The 16296-nt window shown below is 70.8% G+C and carries 13 protein-coding genes and 1 pseudogene; 10 read left to right on the top strand and 4 right to left on the bottom strand.

Going from position 1 to position 16296, the window contains the following annotated elements; all coding sequences use genetic code 11:
* Positions 1–12 precede the first annotated feature (12 nt).
* The 3 genes from Q0Z83_RS04710 to Q0Z83_RS04720 all read left to right on the top strand — a co-directional run bounded on the left by Q0Z83_RS04710 (position 13) and on the right by Q0Z83_RS04720 (position 5232).
* A complete protein-coding gene (locus Q0Z83_RS04710) occupies positions 13–2313 on the top strand; it encodes a putative bifunctional diguanylate cyclase/phosphodiesterase (RefSeq protein WP_317792544.1) in 2301 nt (766 codons plus the stop codon).
* Between the two features lie 48 nt (positions 2314–2361).
* Positions 2362–3702 (top strand): MFS transporter, encoded by a 1341-nt coding sequence (locus tag Q0Z83_RS04715; RefSeq protein WP_317792545.1) that lies wholly within the window; start codon positions 2362–2364, stop codon positions 3700–3702.
* Between the two features lie 90 nt (positions 3703–3792).
* Positions 3793–5232: a GGDEF domain-containing protein gene (locus Q0Z83_RS04720; RefSeq protein WP_317792546.1), complete on the top strand. Its 1440-nt coding sequence runs from the start codon at positions 3793–3795 to the stop codon at positions 5230–5232.
* Positions 5233–5236: 4 nt separating this feature from the next.
* On the opposite strand, the gene gndA is transcribed toward Q0Z83_RS04720, so the two are convergent.
* Entirely contained in the window at positions 5237–6673 is a 1437-nt protein-coding gene (gene gndA, locus Q0Z83_RS04725) for an NADP-dependent phosphogluconate dehydrogenase (protein WP_317792547.1), read from the bottom strand.
* Positions 6674–6808: 135 nt separating this feature from the next.
* Here gndA and Q0Z83_RS04730 point away from each other — a divergent pair, with 135 nt between their 5' ends.
* Entirely contained in the window at positions 6809–8209 is a 1401-nt protein-coding gene (locus Q0Z83_RS04730; protein WP_317792548.1) for a GGDEF domain-containing protein, read from the top strand.
* 36 nt (positions 8210–8245) lie between these two features.
* Here Q0Z83_RS04730 and Q0Z83_RS04735 read toward each other — a convergent pair whose 3' ends face one another.
* Positions 8246–8560: a type II toxin-antitoxin system PemK/MazF family toxin gene (locus Q0Z83_RS04735; protein WP_317792549.1), complete on the bottom strand. Its 315-nt coding sequence runs from the start codon at positions 8558–8560 to the stop codon at positions 8246–8248.
* A 298-nt stretch (positions 8561–8858) separates the two neighbouring features.
* Here Q0Z83_RS04735 and Q0Z83_RS04740 point away from each other — a divergent pair, with 298 nt between their 5' ends.
* The 3 genes and pseudogenes from Q0Z83_RS04740 to Q0Z83_RS04750 all read left to right on the top strand — a co-directional run.
* Entirely contained in the window at positions 8859–10034 is a 1176-nt protein-coding gene (locus Q0Z83_RS04740; RefSeq protein ID WP_317792550.1) for a PP2C family protein-serine/threonine phosphatase, read from the top strand.
* An 8-nt stretch (positions 10035–10042) separates the two neighbouring features.
* Complete coding sequence (locus Q0Z83_RS04745) at positions 10043–10441, top strand: NUDIX domain-containing protein (protein ID WP_317792551.1); 399 nt, start codon at positions 10043–10045, stop codon at positions 10439–10441.
* Positions 10438–10605: pseudogene (locus Q0Z83_RS04750) on the top strand (sulfurtransferase TusA family protein); the annotation flags it as partial. The gene Q0Z83_RS04745 and the pseudogene Q0Z83_RS04750, both read left to right, overlap by 4 nt.
* A gap of 26 nt (positions 10606–10631) precedes the next feature.
* Here the strand turns inward: Q0Z83_RS04750 and Q0Z83_RS04755 are convergent.
* Positions 10632–11126 (bottom strand): globin domain-containing protein, encoded by a 495-nt coding sequence (locus Q0Z83_RS04755; RefSeq protein ID WP_317792552.1) that lies wholly within the window; start codon positions 11124–11126, stop codon positions 10632–10634.
* Positions 11127–11184: 58 nt separating this feature from the next.
* On the opposite strand from Q0Z83_RS04755, the gene Q0Z83_RS04760 reads away from it, so the two are divergent.
* Positions 11185–12444, top strand: a complete 1260-nt coding sequence (locus tag Q0Z83_RS04760) for an erythromycin esterase family protein (RefSeq protein WP_317792553.1) — start codon at positions 11185–11187, stop codon at positions 12442–12444.
* A 190-nt stretch (positions 12445–12634) separates the two neighbouring features.
* Entirely contained in the window at positions 12635–13732 is a 1098-nt protein-coding gene (locus Q0Z83_RS04765) for an alpha/beta fold hydrolase (RefSeq protein WP_317792554.1), read from the top strand.
* 55 nt (positions 13733–13787) lie between these two features.
* On the opposite strand, the gene Q0Z83_RS04770 is transcribed toward Q0Z83_RS04765, so the two are convergent.
* Positions 13788–14846: a spore photoproduct lyase family protein gene (locus tag Q0Z83_RS04770; RefSeq protein WP_317792555.1), complete on the bottom strand. Its 1059-nt coding sequence runs from the start codon at positions 14844–14846 to the stop codon at positions 13788–13790.
* 109 nt (positions 14847–14955) lie between these two features.
* On the opposite strand from Q0Z83_RS04770, the gene Q0Z83_RS04775 reads away from it, so the two are divergent.
* Complete coding sequence (locus Q0Z83_RS04775; protein WP_317792556.1) at positions 14956–16071, top strand: P-loop NTPase family protein; 1116 nt, start codon at positions 14956–14958, stop codon at positions 16069–16071.
* The last annotated feature ends 225 nt before the right edge of the window (positions 16072–16296 follow it).

Below are 16296 nucleotides of genomic sequence, written 5' to 3' on the forward strand. Positions count from 1 at the left end.
CGTACGAGACCGATGACCACACCCGAGAGCGCCTCCGAGTCCCGGTTACCGACCGGTGGACTGGTACCCGTGCTGGTCGCGGTCTGGGCGAACATCGGTGTGCTGGTGTGGATGCTGATCCGCGACGCCGACGACGTGCGGTGGGGATATGTCGGCGGCCCGTTCGCGCTGGCCGCCGCCACATACGCCGGCCACCGGGTGGTCCGGGTGGCCGAACTGCCCCGGCCGGTGCGTGTCTTCTGGCGTCGGATGGAGATCGCCGCCGCCGCACTCACCATCACCGCGATCATCACGCTGGCCCGGGCCAACAACAACACCGGCATGTCGCCCTGGGTCGCGGTGCCGATGCTGGTCGGTGTCGGCTGGCTGATGACCGCCTTCCTCGGGTTGCCCGGCCCGCGCCGGACCGCCCTGCACTGGCTGCGCGGCATCCTCGACACCCTCACCATCGCCATCGCCAGCGGCCTGATCTTCTGGTACGTGGTGCTCGACCTCGCGCCCGCCGGCACCTCGCTCGCCAACAAGGTGGTCGCCGCGGTCGTCGGGGTCGGCGGGGTGCTGTTGCTCGTCGTCGTCGGCAAGGCGGCCGCCGCACCGGAGACGGTCGTCCACCCGGCCGCGCTGCGGGTGCTCACCACCGGCCCGATCACCTGCGTGGCCGGCACCATCCTGCTGATCGCGGGCGGCGAGCTGTCCCGGCTGGCACTGTCGGTGCTGGCGCTCCCGCTCACCGGCGCCGCCATCTGCATCGGCGCGTACCTGCAGTGCCGTGCCCTGAACCAGCCGTCCCAGCTGTCGTTCCCGGCCCGGTCGGTGTTCAACATGCTGCCGTTCGTGGCGGTCGTCGCGACGGCCGGCCTGGTGATCACGGTCAGCGCCCAGGACATGACGGCCCGCCAGCGCGTCGTGATCATCGGGGCGCTCCTGATCACCGGCTGTGTCGTTGCCCGCCAGCTGCTCAGCCTGCGTGAGAACACCATGGCGCTGCGCGGGATCCGCCGCCAGCAGGACGAACTGGAACGCCTCGCGCTCAGCGACAACTTGACCGGCCTGCCCAACCGCACCCGGTTCCTGGTCGCCATCGGCGAGCGCCTGGAGGCCGAAATGCCGGTCACCGCCGTCCTGATCGACGTCGACGACTTCAAGATGATCAACGACACGATCGGCCCGGCGGCCGGCGACCAGTTGCTCTTCCAGGTGTCCCAGCGGCTGCGCGACAGGTGCACGGCCGGGGAGATGCCGGCCCGGCTCGGTGGGGACGAGTTCGCCGTACTGCTGCCCGACGGTGACCCGGTCGCCGCCGAGGCCGCCGTCAACCGGCTCCTGCTCGCCCTGGCCGACCCGTTCCGCGTCGGTGAGCAGCAGCTTCTGCTGCACGCCAGCGCCGGCATCGCGATCGCCGACACCGGTGAGGGCGCCGACGAGGTGCTGCGCAACGCCGACATCGCGATGTACGCGGCCAAGGAGAGCGGAAAGGCCTCCTTCGTACGGTTCGAACCGCGCATGCGCGACGAGATGATGAACCACGCCACGCTCGCCGGCGAACTGCGCAACGGCATCGCCCGCGGCGAGCTCCGGCTGCTCTACCAGCCCGTCTTCGACCTGGTCACCGGCCGCCTGCACGGCTGCGAGGCGCTGGTCCGATGGCAGCATCCGGTCCGCGGGTTCGTGTCGCCGGGCGAGTTCATCCCGGTCGCCGAACGCTCCGGGCTGATCGTCCCGCTCGGCGCGTGGGTGCTGCGCGAGGCCTGCGAGCAGATGGCCCAGTGGCGCTCCCAGTTCGGCGACGGCGCCGTCGAGGCGGTCAACGTCAACGTGGCGGTCCGGCAGCTGCGGTCGGCCTCGTTCGTCGACGAGGTCGCCGCCGTGCTCAGCGACACCGGTCTCACCTCACGCGACGTGATCCTGGAGGTCACCGAGTCGTCGGTGGTCGACGGCTGGCAGGTCCAGGAGACCCTGCAGGGACTGCACGACATGGGCGTACGGCTGGCACTGGACGACTTCGGCACCGGCCAGTCGTCGCTCAGCCTGCTCCGCGCGTTCCCGGTCGACGTGCTGAAGCTCGACAAGTCGTTCGTCGACGGCATCGCCGACGGCGCCGACCGGGGCCGGCTCGCGGTGGCCGCCGCGGTCGCCCAACTCGCCGAGTACCTGCAACTCAAGGCGGTCGCCGAGGGCATCGAGAACCAGGAGCAGCTGGACCGGCTGCGCGACATGGGCTACCGGTACGGTCAGGGCTTCCACATGGCCAAACCACTGCCCGCCGCGGACTGCGGGGCGTTGATGGCGGCGGATCCGGTCAACGCCGCCTGACGCTTATCGATTGGACTTCAACCTGGGTACACGTACTACCGTGCACCCATGACCGTCATCACCGGCCATGTGCGTACCTTCTACCAGCTGCTGGTCAACACCGGACTGGTGTCGGTCATCAACTTCAGCGTCTGGTTCGCCGTCACCTTCTGGACGTACCTCCAGACGAAATCGGTCTTCGCCACAGGTGTCATCTCCGGCATCTTCCTGGTGCTGACCGCGCTGACCGGCATCTGGTTCGGCAGCCTGGTCGACGGGCACCGCAAGAAGACCGCCCTGCAGGGGTCGGCCGTCGCCTCCCTGGGGCTGTACGCGGCCGCCCTCGGCGTCTACCTGGCTGTGCCGGCGGAGGCGTTCCACGACCCGGCGGACGCACGGCTCTGGGTGTTCGTACTGCTGCTGATGTCCGGGGTGATCGCCGGCAACATCCGCACCATCGCCCTGCCCACCCTGGTCACGCTGCTGATCGACGAGGACCGGCGGGATCGGGCCAACGGCCTGGTCGGTACGGTCTCCGGCACCAGTTTCCTGGTCACCTCGGTGATCAGCGGCGTGCTGGTCGCCTTCGACGGCATGTTCTCGATCCTCGTGCTGGCGCTCGTGGTGCTGGGGCTCTCGATCGTGCACATGTCGTTCGTGACGATCCCCGAGCGGGAGGTCGCCCACGACGATCCGGCCGCGACGCCGGGAGTCGACCTGCGGGGCACGATGCGGATCATCGGCGGGGTCCCCGGGCTACCCGCGCTGATCCTGTTCTCCACGTTCAACAACTTCCTCGGCGGCGTGTTCATGGCGCTCGCCGACGCCTACGGGCTGTCGCTGGTCTCGGTGCAGGCGTGGGGGCTGCTCTGGGGGGTGCTCAGCACCGGCTTCATCGTGGGTGGGCTGCTCGTGGCGCGTACCGGCCTCGGGTCCCGCCCGGTCCGGCTGCTCCTGCTGATCAACGTGGTCCTCTGGATGATCATCCTGATCTTCCCGCTCTGGGCGTCGATCGTCCCGATGGCCATCGGCATGTATCTGTACATGCTGCTGATGCCGTACGCCGAGGCCGCCGAACAGACCATCCTGCAGCGGGTGGTGCCGTACGAGCGGCAGGGCCGGGTCTTCGGCCTGGCGCAGAGTGTCGAGCAGGCCGCGTCGCCGCTGACCGCGTTCCTCATCTCGCCGATCACGCAGTTCGTGTTCATCCCGTTCATGAGCGACGGCGGAGCCGGAGCGGACGCGATCGGCTCCTGGTTCGGCACCGGGCCGAACCGCGGCATGGCCCTGGTCTTCGTGCTCACCGGGATCATCGGAGTGATCGCCACGGCGCTCGCCCTGGCCAGCCGGCCCTACCGGTCGCTCAGTGGCCGGGTGGCCGAGGAGTCCCCGGCCGCCGTCTCCGCCTGACCGCGCGCCGCCCCACGTCCTTTCCTCAGGCCGTCGCCCCGCCCGCCGATCAGGCTGAGTCGGAAGAAACCGGGACGGAAGGGCAAGCCCATGGGATGGCCGCGTGCGACGGCGCCTGCCTGGCCCGTGCATGCGGGACTGGTCCTGCTGGCGATGATCAGCGCCACCGGGTACGGCTTGGCCGACCCGGAGCTGCGCAAGGTCATCTTCGCTCTGGTCACGGCCGTGCCGATCGTCACCTACCTGCTGGCCCTCGGCGCCCGGCACCTCACCGACCGGCTGCCCTGGCTGGCCGCGGTGGCCGGACTCGGCTTCCTCACCGTCGGCACCGTGCTCTGGCCGGACTGGATCCCCGAGCACCACTTCGGCAGCGCCGAGGGATCCACCACCGACCTGGTGATGGCGTCGGCGCACCTGGTCTTCCTGCTCAGCGCCGCGAGCGCACTGCGCCGGCACGGCCGTACGGACCCCGGCGGCCTGATCGACGCCGCGCTCTTCGGCCTCTGCGCCGCCGGACCGCTCTGGGAATGGCTGATCGGCCCCCACCTCGGCCCGGCCGCCACCGATCTCGGCAAGGCGCTGCTGCTCAGTGACGTGCTGGTGCTCGCGGCCGTGCTCGGCTGCCTGGTCCGCATCGGCGTCACCGCCCGCGGCGCCCGCGGCCCGCTCGGCTACCTGGTGCTCACCGCCACACTGACCCTGGCCAACGACGTGATCGCGGTGCACACCGTGCACGGCAGCTCGGTCTGGACCGCCCAGATCATGATGCTGGCCTACCTGACCCTGGCCGCCCCGGCGCTCCTGCCGGCCGCCCCGCTGATCACCGAACCCGGCCCGGCTCCGGCCGGCGTCCGCCACCCGCCGCTCGGCCGGCTCGGCGCCGCACTCTGTGCCAACCCGCTGATCGTGGCGGTCCAGGCGATCCGCGCCGACGGCCCGGCCAGCGTGGTCCTGCCGGTCAGCACGATGATCGTGGTCCCGATGGTGGTGCTGCGGCTGCGCCTGCTGTCGGTGCAGCGGGCCGCCGCCGAGCAGACTCTCGCCCACCAGGCCCACCACGACGAGCTGACCGGCCTCTACAACCGGCGGCACATCGTCGCCCGGATCGACGAGGCGATGTCCGCCCTCGACCGGGGCGCGATCACCGAGGTCACCGTGCTGCTGTGCGATCTGGACGGCTTCAAACCCGTCAACGATCGGTACGGCCACCAGGCCGGCGACCTCGTGCTGCAGACCGTCGCACAGCGCCTGACCACGGCGGTCGGCCCGCACGGGGCGGTCGGCCGGCTCGGTGGCGACGAATTCGTGGTCGTCCAGTGCGGCGGTGAACGCCTGACCGACCGGATCACCGCGCTCGTCCGTGAACCCATCGAGGTGCCCGGCGGCATCGTGCGGATCGGCGCCTCGGTCGGTGCCGCCACCGCCTGGCCCGGCGACGGCGGCGACCGGGAGAGCCTCATCGCCCGGGCCGACGCCGCGATGTACGCCGTGAAGGCGCGCCCCGCGACGCCGGCCCCGGTGACGATCTAGACCGTCAGGCGTCGACCTCGGGACGACCCTCGGCAGCCCACAGCGTGTGGAACGAACCCGGCTTGTCCACCCGGTGGTAGGTGTGCGCGCCGAAGAAGTCCCGCTGGCCCTGGATCAGAGCGGCCGGCAGACGCTTGGCCCGCAGGCTGTCGTAGTAGGCCAGCGCCGACGAGAAGCCCGGAGCCGGGATGCCCTGCTGCGCGGCGGTCACCACGACCCGGCGCCACGCGTCCTGGGCGCCCGCGACCGCGTCCTGGAAGTACGAGTCCACCAGCAGCGTCGGCAGCGCGGGGTTCTTGTCGTACGCCTGCTTGATGAAGTCCAGGAACTTGGCCCGGATGATGCAGCCGGCCCGCCAGATCTTCGCCATCGCGCCCGGGTCGATGTCCCAGCCGTACTCCTTGCTGGCCGCCTGGATCTGCTGGAAGCCCTGCGCGTAGGCGACGATCTTCGACGCGAACAGCGCCTGCTCGACATCGGCCTGCAGATCGCCGGTGTGCCCGCCGCCGCCGGTCGGGCCGGGCAGGTCGGCCGCCACGGCCGCTTCACGCTCGGTCACGCCGCCGGAGATCGCGCGGGCGAACACCGACTCGGCGATACCCGACACCGGCACACCCAGGTCGAGGGCGGCCTGCACGGTCCAGCGGCCGGTGCCCTTCTGCTCGGCGCGGTCCAGCACGACGTCCACGAACGGCTTGCCGGTCGCCGCGTCCACCTGCTTGAGCACCTCGGCGGTGATCTCGATCAGGTACGAGCCCAGCCGGCCCTCGTTCCAGCCCTGGAAGATGCCGGCGATGTCGGCGGGGGAGTACCCACCCACCTGACGCAGCAGGTCGTACGCCTCGGCGATGAGCTGCATGTCGGCGTACTCGATGCCGTTGTGCACCATCTTCACGAAGTGACCGGCGCCGTCCGGGCCGACGTGTACGCAGCACGCCTCGCCGTCCACCTTCGCCGCGATGTCCTCCAGCAGCGGGCCCAGCGCCTCGTACGACTCCTTCGGCCCACCCGGCATGATGCTCGGGCCGTGCAGTGCGCCCTCCTCACCACCGGAGACACCGGCGCCGACGAAGTGCAGGCCCTTCGCCTTCAGCGCCGCCTCCCGCCGCCGGGTGTCCGCGTAGTGCGCGTTACCCGCGTCGATCAGCATGTCGCCCTCTTCGAGCAGTGGAGCGAACTCGTCGATCACGGCGTCGGTGGCCGGACCGGCCTTGACCATGATGACGACGCGTCGCGGGCGCTCCAGGCTCGCCACGAACTGCTCGGCCGTCTCGGCCGGCAGGAAGGTGCCCTCGTGACCGAACTCCTCGACCAGCTCCTTGGTGCGGCCGTAGGAGCGGTTGTGCAACGCCACGGTGTGCCCGTGCCGGGCGAAGTTCCGGGCCAGGTTACGGCCCATCACCGCCAGGCCGGTGACACCGATCTGCGCCTTTTGCGACATCGACTACGTCCTTCCTAGTTACCCGCCCGTTACGGGCCCCGCGGTCATTCTTACGGGAACGGGGCCTTTGCGGTTCGATCACGTCCACGTGGTGAGCATGCTCAAGTCTGCGCCGTCACGGCCGATCGCACAGCCGTGACCCGCTACTCCGGCATGGCGGCCTTCCTCGTCGTCGGCATCGCCGGCACGGCGGCCGTGCCCGCGGTCTCCTCGTCCGGCCGGCTCTGGCTGTTCCTCGTCATGGGAGTACTCGACGCCGCCGGGGCCGGGTGGCTGCTGCGTCGGGTCCCGCGCGGTGACCGGCTGCCGTACGTCCTGCTGCTGCTCGGCGCCGTCTGGATGGTGGCGAGCACCGTCACGTCGCTGGCCGGTGTGACCACGTCCGTCGGCGATCTGGTCCTCGCCGTCAGCAACCTGCACATGCTCGCCGCCGCGGTCGCTCTGGTCCTCCGCCGTGGTCGCAACGACATCGGCGGCCTCCTCGACGCCGGGGTGGCCGCGATCGTCGTCGCCGCCCTCCTCTGGACCCTGCTGCTGCAACCGTCCCTGGACGCCGCCGGCATCGCACTGAGCCTGCAGACCACCATGCTCGCCACGGTGCTGCTGCTCTCCGGTGTCCTCGGCATGCTGATCCGGGTCCTGCACACGTCCCGGCCCCGCCCCGCGCCCCTGCTGCTGCTCGCCGGCGCGGTCCTCGCCGACCTGATCGCCGGCGTCGCCGCGATCCTGGTCACCGGCAGTGTCACCGCGCAGACCTCGGCCTTCCACGAGATGGTCTTCATGGCCAGTTACGTGCTGCTCGGCCTGGCCGTCCTGCATCCGGCCGCCCCGCTGATCGCCCGCCCCGGCCCGGTCCCCCCGGACCGCCTCCGAGCCGGCCGGGTCATCCTGCTCACCGCCGCCGTGACGGTCGTGCCCACCGTCTCCGGCATCCGCGAGATCCTCGACATCCGCGGCGACGCCGCTCTGCTCACCGTCGGCAACCTGCTGATCGTCGTACTGGTCGCGTTCCGGGTCGCGCGTCTCGGCCGGCAGCGTGCGGAAGCCGAACACCAGCTCCGCCACCAGGCCACCCACGACCTGCTGACCGGCCTGCCCAACCGCGCCGAACTGTGGCATCACCTCGACGCCGCCCTCGCCGCCGAACAGCGCGCCGGCCGCCCGTCGGTGGTGCTGCTGTTCTGTGACCTGAACGGCTTCAAACAGGTCAACGACCGTCTCGGCCACCTGGCCGGCGACCAGTTGCTCACCGAGGTCGCGGCCCGGATGCGCACGTCCGGCGCGTTCATCGCCCGATACGGCGGCGACGAGTTCGTCCTGCTCTGCGACGACCCGGACCAGGCCGCCGCGGCTCACCGCCTCACCACCCACCTACACGGTGCTCTGGCCCCACCGATCCTGGTGGCCGGCGAACACGTCCGGGTGGGCGCCAGCATCGGCGCCGTCCTCTCCGACAAGACCTTGGACGCCGACGAACTGATCCGTCGTGCCGACTCGGCCATGTACACCGAGAAAGCGACCCGCCGAGCCGCCTGACGCCCACCTCGCGCCCGGTCGCTCGTCGCGCCCCGGTCAGAGCTCGAACAGCTCCCGCATCGCCTCGGCGAGCCGGGCCATGCTGGCCCCGGTGACCATCCCGATCCGCTCGGCCCCGGTCGAAGCCGGCAACCGCCGCATCCGGTTGACCACCACCACACCGGTGATCGGATCCTGCTCGGTGAGGGCCACCGCATACGGCGGCAACTCGGTCACCCCACGCTGCCGGACGATCGGCGCACAGAACGGCGCCGCGTTCTTCCGCTCGTTGTAGCTGTCCCCGGACAACACGAGAACCCGATACCGCAGATCGGCCCGGTCGCCGATGGTCCAGATCTCCCCGCGCCGCATGTCAGCAGGAACCGGAGATCGGCGCGGTCCGGATCGGCATGGCAGGAAGCGTACCGCCGCACCGATCTCGCCCGCGCCCGCCCCGCCCGGCGGCCTTGCGGAACCGCCACCGGACGGTGGCCGCCACGGCTCGGCCCCGACCGGGGCGGTGTGGCCGTACCGGCCGAACGTCGGACCTCGATGGGGTGACCTGTGCGACGTGGATGTATCCGGAGGCACCCGGCCGGATGATCGGGGGATGCCGTCGTGTGGTGTGCAGGCGTAAGCAGGAACCTCGAAGTGGGCTGGGAGGTTCGCGGTGGGAGGTCAGGCGTACGCGGGGACGGCGCGCAGCGTCGGCGAACGTGACGACGGGTGGGGATGGGCCGCGACGGTTCAGGGCGTCCTCGACTCTCTGCCGGGAATGTCCGGATATCTGGCAGCCGAGGTCGACGACCGCGGAATGATGACCGATCTGGTCTGGGCCGCCGTGACCCCGGAGGCGGTGACCCCCGACGGTCACCGGGGCACGCAACTGATCGGGCTTCCGGTGAGCCGCCTCTACCCGGAGGAGATCGCCGGCGACCGCTGGCAGACCTTCCAGCGGGTCCTGGACACCGGCGAACCGGTCGACCTCGACCCGATCCGGGTGGGCGAGTCGGAGTTCACCATCCGGGCCGGCCGGCTGGGTCCCGGTCTGCTGATCACCTGGGCACGCCTGGCCGACCCGACCGCCGGACGCCTGGCCGAGGTGGAGCGCACGCTGGCCGCCGAGCACGAGCTGGCCGCCCGGTTGCAGCAGATCATCCTGCCGATCCCGGCCGAGCCGATCGACCTGCCCGGGCTGCGGGTGGCGGTGCGTTACCTGCCGGCCGGGGAGGACGCGATGATCGGCGGGGACTGGTTCCACGCGGCGGCGCTGCGGGACGGTTCGGTGCTGCTGGCGGTCGGTGACGTGGCCGGGCACGGTACCCAGGCCGCGACCACGATGGCCCAGTTGCGGCACGCGCTGCGGGCGCTGTCGGTGGTGACGAGTGACCCGGGCGCGCTGCTGGAGCACCTGAACCGGCTGATCTGGGAGTTGGAGGCGGACGACCCGGAACTGGCCGCGACCGCGGTGATCGCCCGGTTCGATCCGGAATCGCACGAGCTGGTGTGGGCGCAGGCCGGGCATCCGCCACCGCTGTTGAGCCGCAACGGCCGGACCGCGCCGCTGCCCCGCCCGGCGGGCCCGATGCTGGGTGTGGTGGACGGCGCCCGGTACGCCGACTCGGTGGTCACCCTGACCCCGGGTGACGTGCTGCTGCTCTACACCGACGGGCTGGTCGAGCAGCGCCACCGCGGCCCCGATGTCGGCCTGGACTCGGTGATCGCCGCGGTCGACGACGCGGTCCGGACCGCACCGGAGCGGCCGCTGACCGAGATGCTGGCCCGGTTGCGCCGTGCCAACCCGGACGACGACACGTGCATCCTGGCCGTACGCCCCCGTGCATGATCAATGGCATGAAGCCTTCTGTGTCGTGTGTGTTCGTGTGTCACGACGGCGCGGGCCGGATCCTGCTGGCCCGGCGTTCGGAGCAGGCCCGCGACGAGCCGGGCGCGTGGGACTGCGGTGCCGGCGCGCTCGAGTTCGGCGAGACGTTCGAGGCCGCGGTGACCCGTGAGGTGGGCGAGGAGTACACGGCCGTACCGCTGGAGATCAGGCAGCTGGGGGTGCGTAACGTGCTGCGCGACGATCCGCCGTCGCACTGGGTGGCGGTGGTCTTCGCGGTGCGGGTCGATCCGGCCGACGTGCGGATCGGCGAGCCGCACAAGTTCGACGATCTGGCCTGGTTCGCCGCGGATGACCTGCCCGCTCCGCTGCATTCGCAGCTTCCGGCGACGTTGGCGCTGCTGCCGTGACGCCGACGGTTCTGGACGGCGGCGACCGCCGCTGTGTTCTGCTCCTGATCGAGCTGCGCAAGCTGATCGCGACCCTGCCGCCGGGCGCGGTGGTGCACCTGAAGGCCTCCGATCCGGCGGCGCCGCTGGACCTTCCGGCCTGGTGCCATCTCACCGGCCACGAATATCTGGGCGAGATCCAACCCCGGACCTATGGGGTACGGGTGTCCGGCTCTCCGGTCGAGACGGAGGCGTCGAGCCCGTGGCGCCCAGCCCAGGACCACCGTGGCATCGGCGGTTCGCCGGGCCCCGCCGCGGCCAGCGGCATGTAGGACACCACCTCGGCGGTGGCCGCCCGGATGTAGTCACCGAGCACGGCCCGCAGCTCCGGATCGTCGGGCAGGGTGGCCGCCACCGCCGCGTCGAAACACTCCACGAACGCTCCGGCGAACGGATCCTCGTCACACTGGTTGGCGTGCACCCGGATCATCGCCCCGTGCCCACCGCGGGTCCGGCTGTAGTCGTCCGGCCCGCCGAAGACCTCACCCCAGTAGGCGGCCAGGTGCGCCACGTGCGCCGGGTCGATGTCGCGTTCGAACGGGTGTGACAGCCCGGGGTGGGCCAGGCAGCGCTGGTGGAAGTCGGCGGCCAGAGCCGACATGGCGGGTGCTCCGCCGGCAGCTTCGTACAGCGTGGGACGTCCCATCGGTCCAGCATGGCAAGGTCGGACGTATGACGCGACCCGGTCCGGGTACCCGGCGTCGGTGATCCGGTATGGGGACGAGGTCGCCTCGATCGCCCGGCCGCTGCACGATCCGGGGGATCTGGAGATCCTGTTGGACCGGGCGGCCGGTGCGAAGGTGGTGCTGATCGGCGAGGCCACCCACGGTACGCACGAGTTCTACGAGTGGCGGGCGGCGCTGACCCGGCGGCTGATCGCCGAGCGCGGGTTCTCGTTCGTCGCGGTCGAGGGTGACTGGCCGGACTGTGAACGGGTGAACGCGGCGGTCCGCGGTGCCGGCCCGGACCCGCGGCAGGCGCTGATCCGCTACGACAGGTGGCCGACCTGGATGTGGGCCAACGAGGAGACCGTCGACTTCACCCGTTGGCTGCGTGGTCTCAACGAGACGCGGGCGCCGGACGACCGGGTCGGTTTCCACGGCCTGGACGTGTACTCGCTGTGGCAGTCGATGCGGGAGATCCTGGTGTGGCTGCGCGAGCACGACCCGGACCGGGTGCCGGCCGCGCTGGACGCCTACCGGTGCTTCGAGCCGTACAACGAGGACCCGAACGCGTACGGCTGGGCGACCCGGTTCGTGCCGGCCGCCTGCGAGAGGCGGGTCGTGGCGATGCTGGCCGAGCTCCGCGACGGTGACTTCGGGGTATGGCAGAACGCCGAGGTGGTGGCCGGCGCCGAAGGCTACTACCGAACGATGGTGCGCGGCGGCCCGGAGGCGTGGAACATCCGGGACCGGCACATGGATGCCACCCTGGACCGGCTGCTGCGCCGCTACGGCCCGGCGTCGAAGGCCGTGGTGTGGGCGCACAACACGCACGTGGGCGACGCGCGGGCCACCGACCAGTCCGGGTACGGCGAGGTGACACTCGGCCAGCTGGCTCGGGAGCGGTTCGGCGCGGACTCCGCGGTGCTGGTCGGGTTCGCCACCCACCACGGCACGGTGGTCGCCGGGCCGGTGTGGGGCGGGCCGATGGAGGCGATGGGTGTGCCGGCGGCGCGGCCCGGTTCCCTGGAGGAAGTCTTACAGAACGCCGCCCCACCGGCCGCACTCTTCGTCTTCCCGACTGAGGGCCCGCGACCGGATCTGCTCACCACAGAGTTACCACACCGGGCGATCGGCGTGGTCTACCGGCCGGAGCGGGAGCGCTGGGCCAACTACGTCCCGACGGTCCTCGGCGAGCGGTACGACGCGTTTCTGTGGTTTGCCGAGACGCGGGCACTGCGGCCCCTGCACACTCTCCGGGTGAACGTCCACGAGCCGGAGACGTACCCCAGCGGTGTCTGATTACGATAATGAACCGCCGATTAAATGGATCTTTTGGGTTGCGGTGGCACATCATTCTGTTGACGTGTGCCGATACCCGAAAAGGTACGCACGTTTGCCCGTGGCTACCGATCCATTCCGGGGTAGATCAGCTTTAGGCTGTGGCATCCATCGATCATCCACTTCGGATTCTGCAGGGGAACGTGGTGCCATGAGAAAGATCTCCCGACTTCTTCTCGCCGCGCTGATCGCCGCGGCCGGGATGCTCGTCGCGACCGCCGGACCGGCGTACGCGACACTGCCGGGATACGTGCTGAGCTCGACGACCGCGAGCCTGCCGCCGACCTTGTCCGCTCTCGCCAACGGGAAGCGGATCACGTACGTGACCACGAACATCAACGGTGGCATCATCACCGCGACCGGGCTGGTCCTCACCCCGAAGACCAACAAGAAGAACCGGACCGTGGCGTGGGGGCACGGCACCACCGGGCTCGCCGACAACTGTGCCCCCTCGACCAACCAGGCGGTCTTCTGGAACGAGGCGCGGCTCGCCATCGCCGCGATGCTCACCCGCGGCTGGACCGTGGCCGCCCCGGACTATCCGGGAATCGGCACACCGCAGAACCATCCGTACCTGATCGGGGCCAGTGTCGGCCGCTCGTTGATCGACAACGTCCGCGCCGCCCGTAACCTCGATTCCGCCCTCTCCACCCAGTACGTCGTCGACGGCCATTCGCAGGGCGGCCAGGGCTCGCTGTTCGCCAGCCAGCTCGCCCCGAGCTACGACGGCAACCTGGTGCTCAAGGGCACCGCGGCGATCGCCCCGGTCAACAACACGCAGGAGTTCATCAACTACATCCCCGGCAACGCGGCCCAGGGTTATCTGGTGATGGCCCTCTACGGGGTCTCGGTCGTCGAGCCGAGCTTCAAACCGAACAACGTGCTCGCGGCGCCGGCCGAGGCGCAGATCGGTGTCCTGCAGTCCGGCTGCCTGCCGGAGATCCTCGCGACCTACCAGGACTTCGCCGCCACCGACCTGATCGAGGGTGGCGTGGTGCCGGACGCCGTGGTCGCGAAGATGGCCTCCTACGAGAATCCCGCCCAGACCGCGCTGAGCGCGCCGGTCCTGCTCGTGCACGGCACCGAGGACGAGGCCGTGCCGTACTTCACCGCCCCGATCCTGCGTGACCAGATCGCCGCCTACGGGGTTCCGGTCACGCTCCAGACGATCGAGGGCGCCAGCCACGACCAGGCCGTCTCCCAGTCGGTCACCCTGGTCACGGACTGGATCGCCGCCCGCTTCACCTGACCCGGCCCGTTCCCACGGCACGCCCGGCGGTCCACCCCGCCGGGCGTGCGCCGGTTCAGAACGCGTACCGCACCCGCAGGTAGGGGGTCCGTTCGGCGATCAGGTCGGTCAGCGCGCGAACGTACGTCCCTTTCGCCCCGGTGCGGTAGCGGACGTTCAGGTCGCCGTTCTGCGAGCGTTTCATCTGCTGGAGCTCGGGCCGCCAGATCAACTCCTCGGCGCGCGGATGCCAGCCCAGATTCACCTCGTGCAGCCCACGATTGTGGGTCAGGAAAATGATCTCGGCGGCGAGTTGTCTCTTCGCCTCCGGACCGATCCCGGCGTCCAGATGATCGAGCAGATCACGCCAGTCGTCGAGCCAGCCGTCCCGGACCACCACCGGGCTGAAATTGACGTGCACCTCGTATCCGGCGGCCACGAAGTCGTCGATCGCCGCGATCCGTTCCGGGATCGGGCTGGTGCGGATGTCGAGGACCCGCGCGTCGGCCGGCGGCATCAGCGAGAAACGGATCCGCGTCCGCCCGCGCGGGTCCCATGCCAGCAGATCCCGGTTGACGTGCTTGGTGGCGAAGCTGGCCTTCGCGCTCGGCTGGTCCCGGAACAATTCGACCAGGTCGCGGACGTTGTCGCTGATCCGGGCGTCCACCGAGCAGTCCGAATTCTCCCCGATGTCATAAACCCACGCCTCCGGGTCGCATTCGTTCGGTTCCGGTTTGCGGCCCTGACGACCGACATGACCGCGGAGGTACGAGACGACGCGCTCGATATTGGCGAAAACGGTGATCGGGTTGCTGTACCCCTTGTGCCGGGGCACGTAGCAGTAGGCGCAGGCCATCGCGCACCCGTTGGCGGTCGACGGCGCGATGAAATCGGCGGACCGCCCGTTCGGTCGGGCGGTCATCGTCTTCTTCACGCCGAGGACCAGCGCCTCCTGCTTGATGCGCACCCAGCGCCGCACATTCGTCTCGTCGCCGAACAATTCCGGAATCCGCTGATGGCTCTCCACCTCGACCAGGGTCGCGCCGGGCCACCGGGACAGGATCTCGCGCCCGCGGGGCAACTCGGCGGCGGCCGGCTCGAGATAGATGCGCCGGATGTCCAGCAGTTCCCCCATGACCCGATTATCCCGGTCGCCGTCCGACGCGGCCATGCCGGACGGAGGGACGGCTGATCCGTGCCCCGAGAGTCCATACTGGACGGAGTGCAGACCCGGATGGAGAGTCATGCCGACGCCCGCGATCAGTGAGTTCGCCGACCGGTTCGACCCCGAGACGTCACCCGTCTCCCTCGGTGTGCTCGGACAACTGGACCGGGCCGTCGGGCGGGCGTTCCGGGACGATCTGTGCGCACGCCTGCAGCGGGCGGCAGCCGCGCTGGCCGAGCCGGAGGTCCGCGTCACGCTCGGCGGTCGGGCCGGATCCGGCCGATCCAGCCTGCTCCACGTCCTGATCGGCCGGGCGCTGCCGGCCGACCCCGGGCATCCGTACACGATCCGCGCCGGCCGGGCCGATGAGCTGCTCGGACCGGGCGGCGGACGGTTCGCCGACTTCGATCGGGCGGTCATCGCCGAGCACGGGTCGCTGCTCGGCGGCAGCGCACGTGAGGTCTCCCATCTGGCCGTGACGGTCCGCGGCGACGGCGTCCCCGGCGGGCTGCTGCTGGCCGACGCGCCCGGCATCGGCGCCGACCTGGCCACCGACGGCCGGGCCGCGGCCGTCGCGCACGCCGGTGACCTGCTGTTATGGGTGACCGACTCCCGGCGGCCGCTGTCCCGCGCCGAGCTGGACCACCTCGGCGGCCACCTGGACACGCACGGCCCGCACTCGATCGTCTTCGTGGTCAACGCGTTCCTCGACGCCGACACCGGTGACGGCTGGCAACGGTTCCAGCAGCGGGTGGCCCCGTTCTACCGGCGCCGGATCGCCGAGGCCGCCGACGAGCTCGGCGCCGACCCGCCGTCCCCGGTGTTCGTCTCGGCTCGGGCCGCGGCCGGTCACCCCGGCCGGTTCGGCGGTCCGGAGCTGCGCGACCTGCTGGCCGACCTGGCCGCCGGGCACCGGGCCACCGTCGCCACCCGCCTGTTCCGGGCCGAGCAGGCGCTCACCGACCTGGCCGTCGACCTGAACCGGCGCACCGCCGTGGCCGAGGAGGCGACCGCCTTCGCCGCGGCCGAACACGCCGCCCGGCTCCTCACCACCGCCCGTGGCGCCGTCTCCGAGACGCCCCGGTCGCGCTCCGCCGCCGCGGCCGTCGGTCAGGTCGGCGCCCTGCACCGGGTCCGCGACGAGCTGCTCGAACCGCTGCTGGCCGAGACCCGCCGCCTCCGCGACAACGCCTGACGTTCCGGCCCGAACCGGGCCGACGGTCCCTGAAGAGTTCGTTTTGTCGGGACTCACGAGTCGTGCCGGACTAAGCAAACGTATGTACGCAAACGTATGCGGTAGGCGGTACGGTCCCGCCAAACCCGGCGTTCGGGTCGGGGGAACTCGACAGGAGGCACGTGGTATACGGACCCGCCAGTGGATCTCCCTCCTGACGGTCGCGGCCTTGATCGGGGTCGCGGG

Source organism: Actinoplanes sichuanensis (genome assembly GCF_033097365.1).
Taxonomy (GTDB): Bacteria; Actinomycetota; Actinomycetes; order Mycobacteriales; family Micromonosporaceae; genus Actinoplanes; species Actinoplanes sichuanensis.

What these genes read in the sequence shown, in the direction of transcription:
- Q0Z83_RS04710 (WP_317792544.1), top strand. Translation starts at nt 13, where the DNA reads ATGACCACACCCGAGAGCGCCTCCGAGTCCCGGTTACCGACCGGTGGA.
- Q0Z83_RS04715 (WP_317792545.1), top strand. Translation starts at nt 2,362, where the DNA reads ATGACCGTCATCACCGGCCATGTGCGTACCTTCTACCAGCTGCTGGTC.
- Q0Z83_RS04720 (WP_317792546.1), top strand. Translation starts at nt 3,793, where the DNA reads ATGGGATGGCCGCGTGCGACGGCGCCTGCCTGGCCCGTGCATGCGGGA.
- gndA (WP_317792547.1), bottom strand. Translation starts at nt 6,673, where the DNA reads ATGTCGCAAAAGGCGCAGATCGGTGTCACCGGCCTGGCGGTGATGGGC.
- Q0Z83_RS04735 (WP_317792549.1), bottom strand. Translation starts at nt 8,560, where the DNA reads ATGCGGCGCGGGGAGATCTGGACCATCGGCGACCGGGCCGATCTGCGG.
- Q0Z83_RS04745 (WP_317792551.1), top strand. Translation starts at nt 10,043, where the DNA reads ATGAAGCCTTCTGTGTCGTGTGTGTTCGTGTGTCACGACGGCGCGGGC.
- Q0Z83_RS04755 (WP_317792552.1), bottom strand. Translation starts at nt 11,126, where the DNA reads ATGGGACGTCCCACGCTGTACGAAGCTGCCGGCGGAGCACCCGCCATG.
- Q0Z83_RS04765 (WP_317792554.1), top strand. Translation starts at nt 12,635, where the DNA reads ATGAGAAAGATCTCCCGACTTCTTCTCGCCGCGCTGATCGCCGCGGCC.
- Q0Z83_RS04770 (WP_317792555.1), bottom strand. Translation starts at nt 14,846, where the DNA reads ATGGGGGAACTGCTGGACATCCGGCGCATCTATCTCGAGCCGGCCGCC.
- Q0Z83_RS04775 (WP_317792556.1), top strand. Translation starts at nt 14,956, where the DNA reads ATGCCGACGCCCGCGATCAGTGAGTTCGCCGACCGGTTCGACCCCGAG.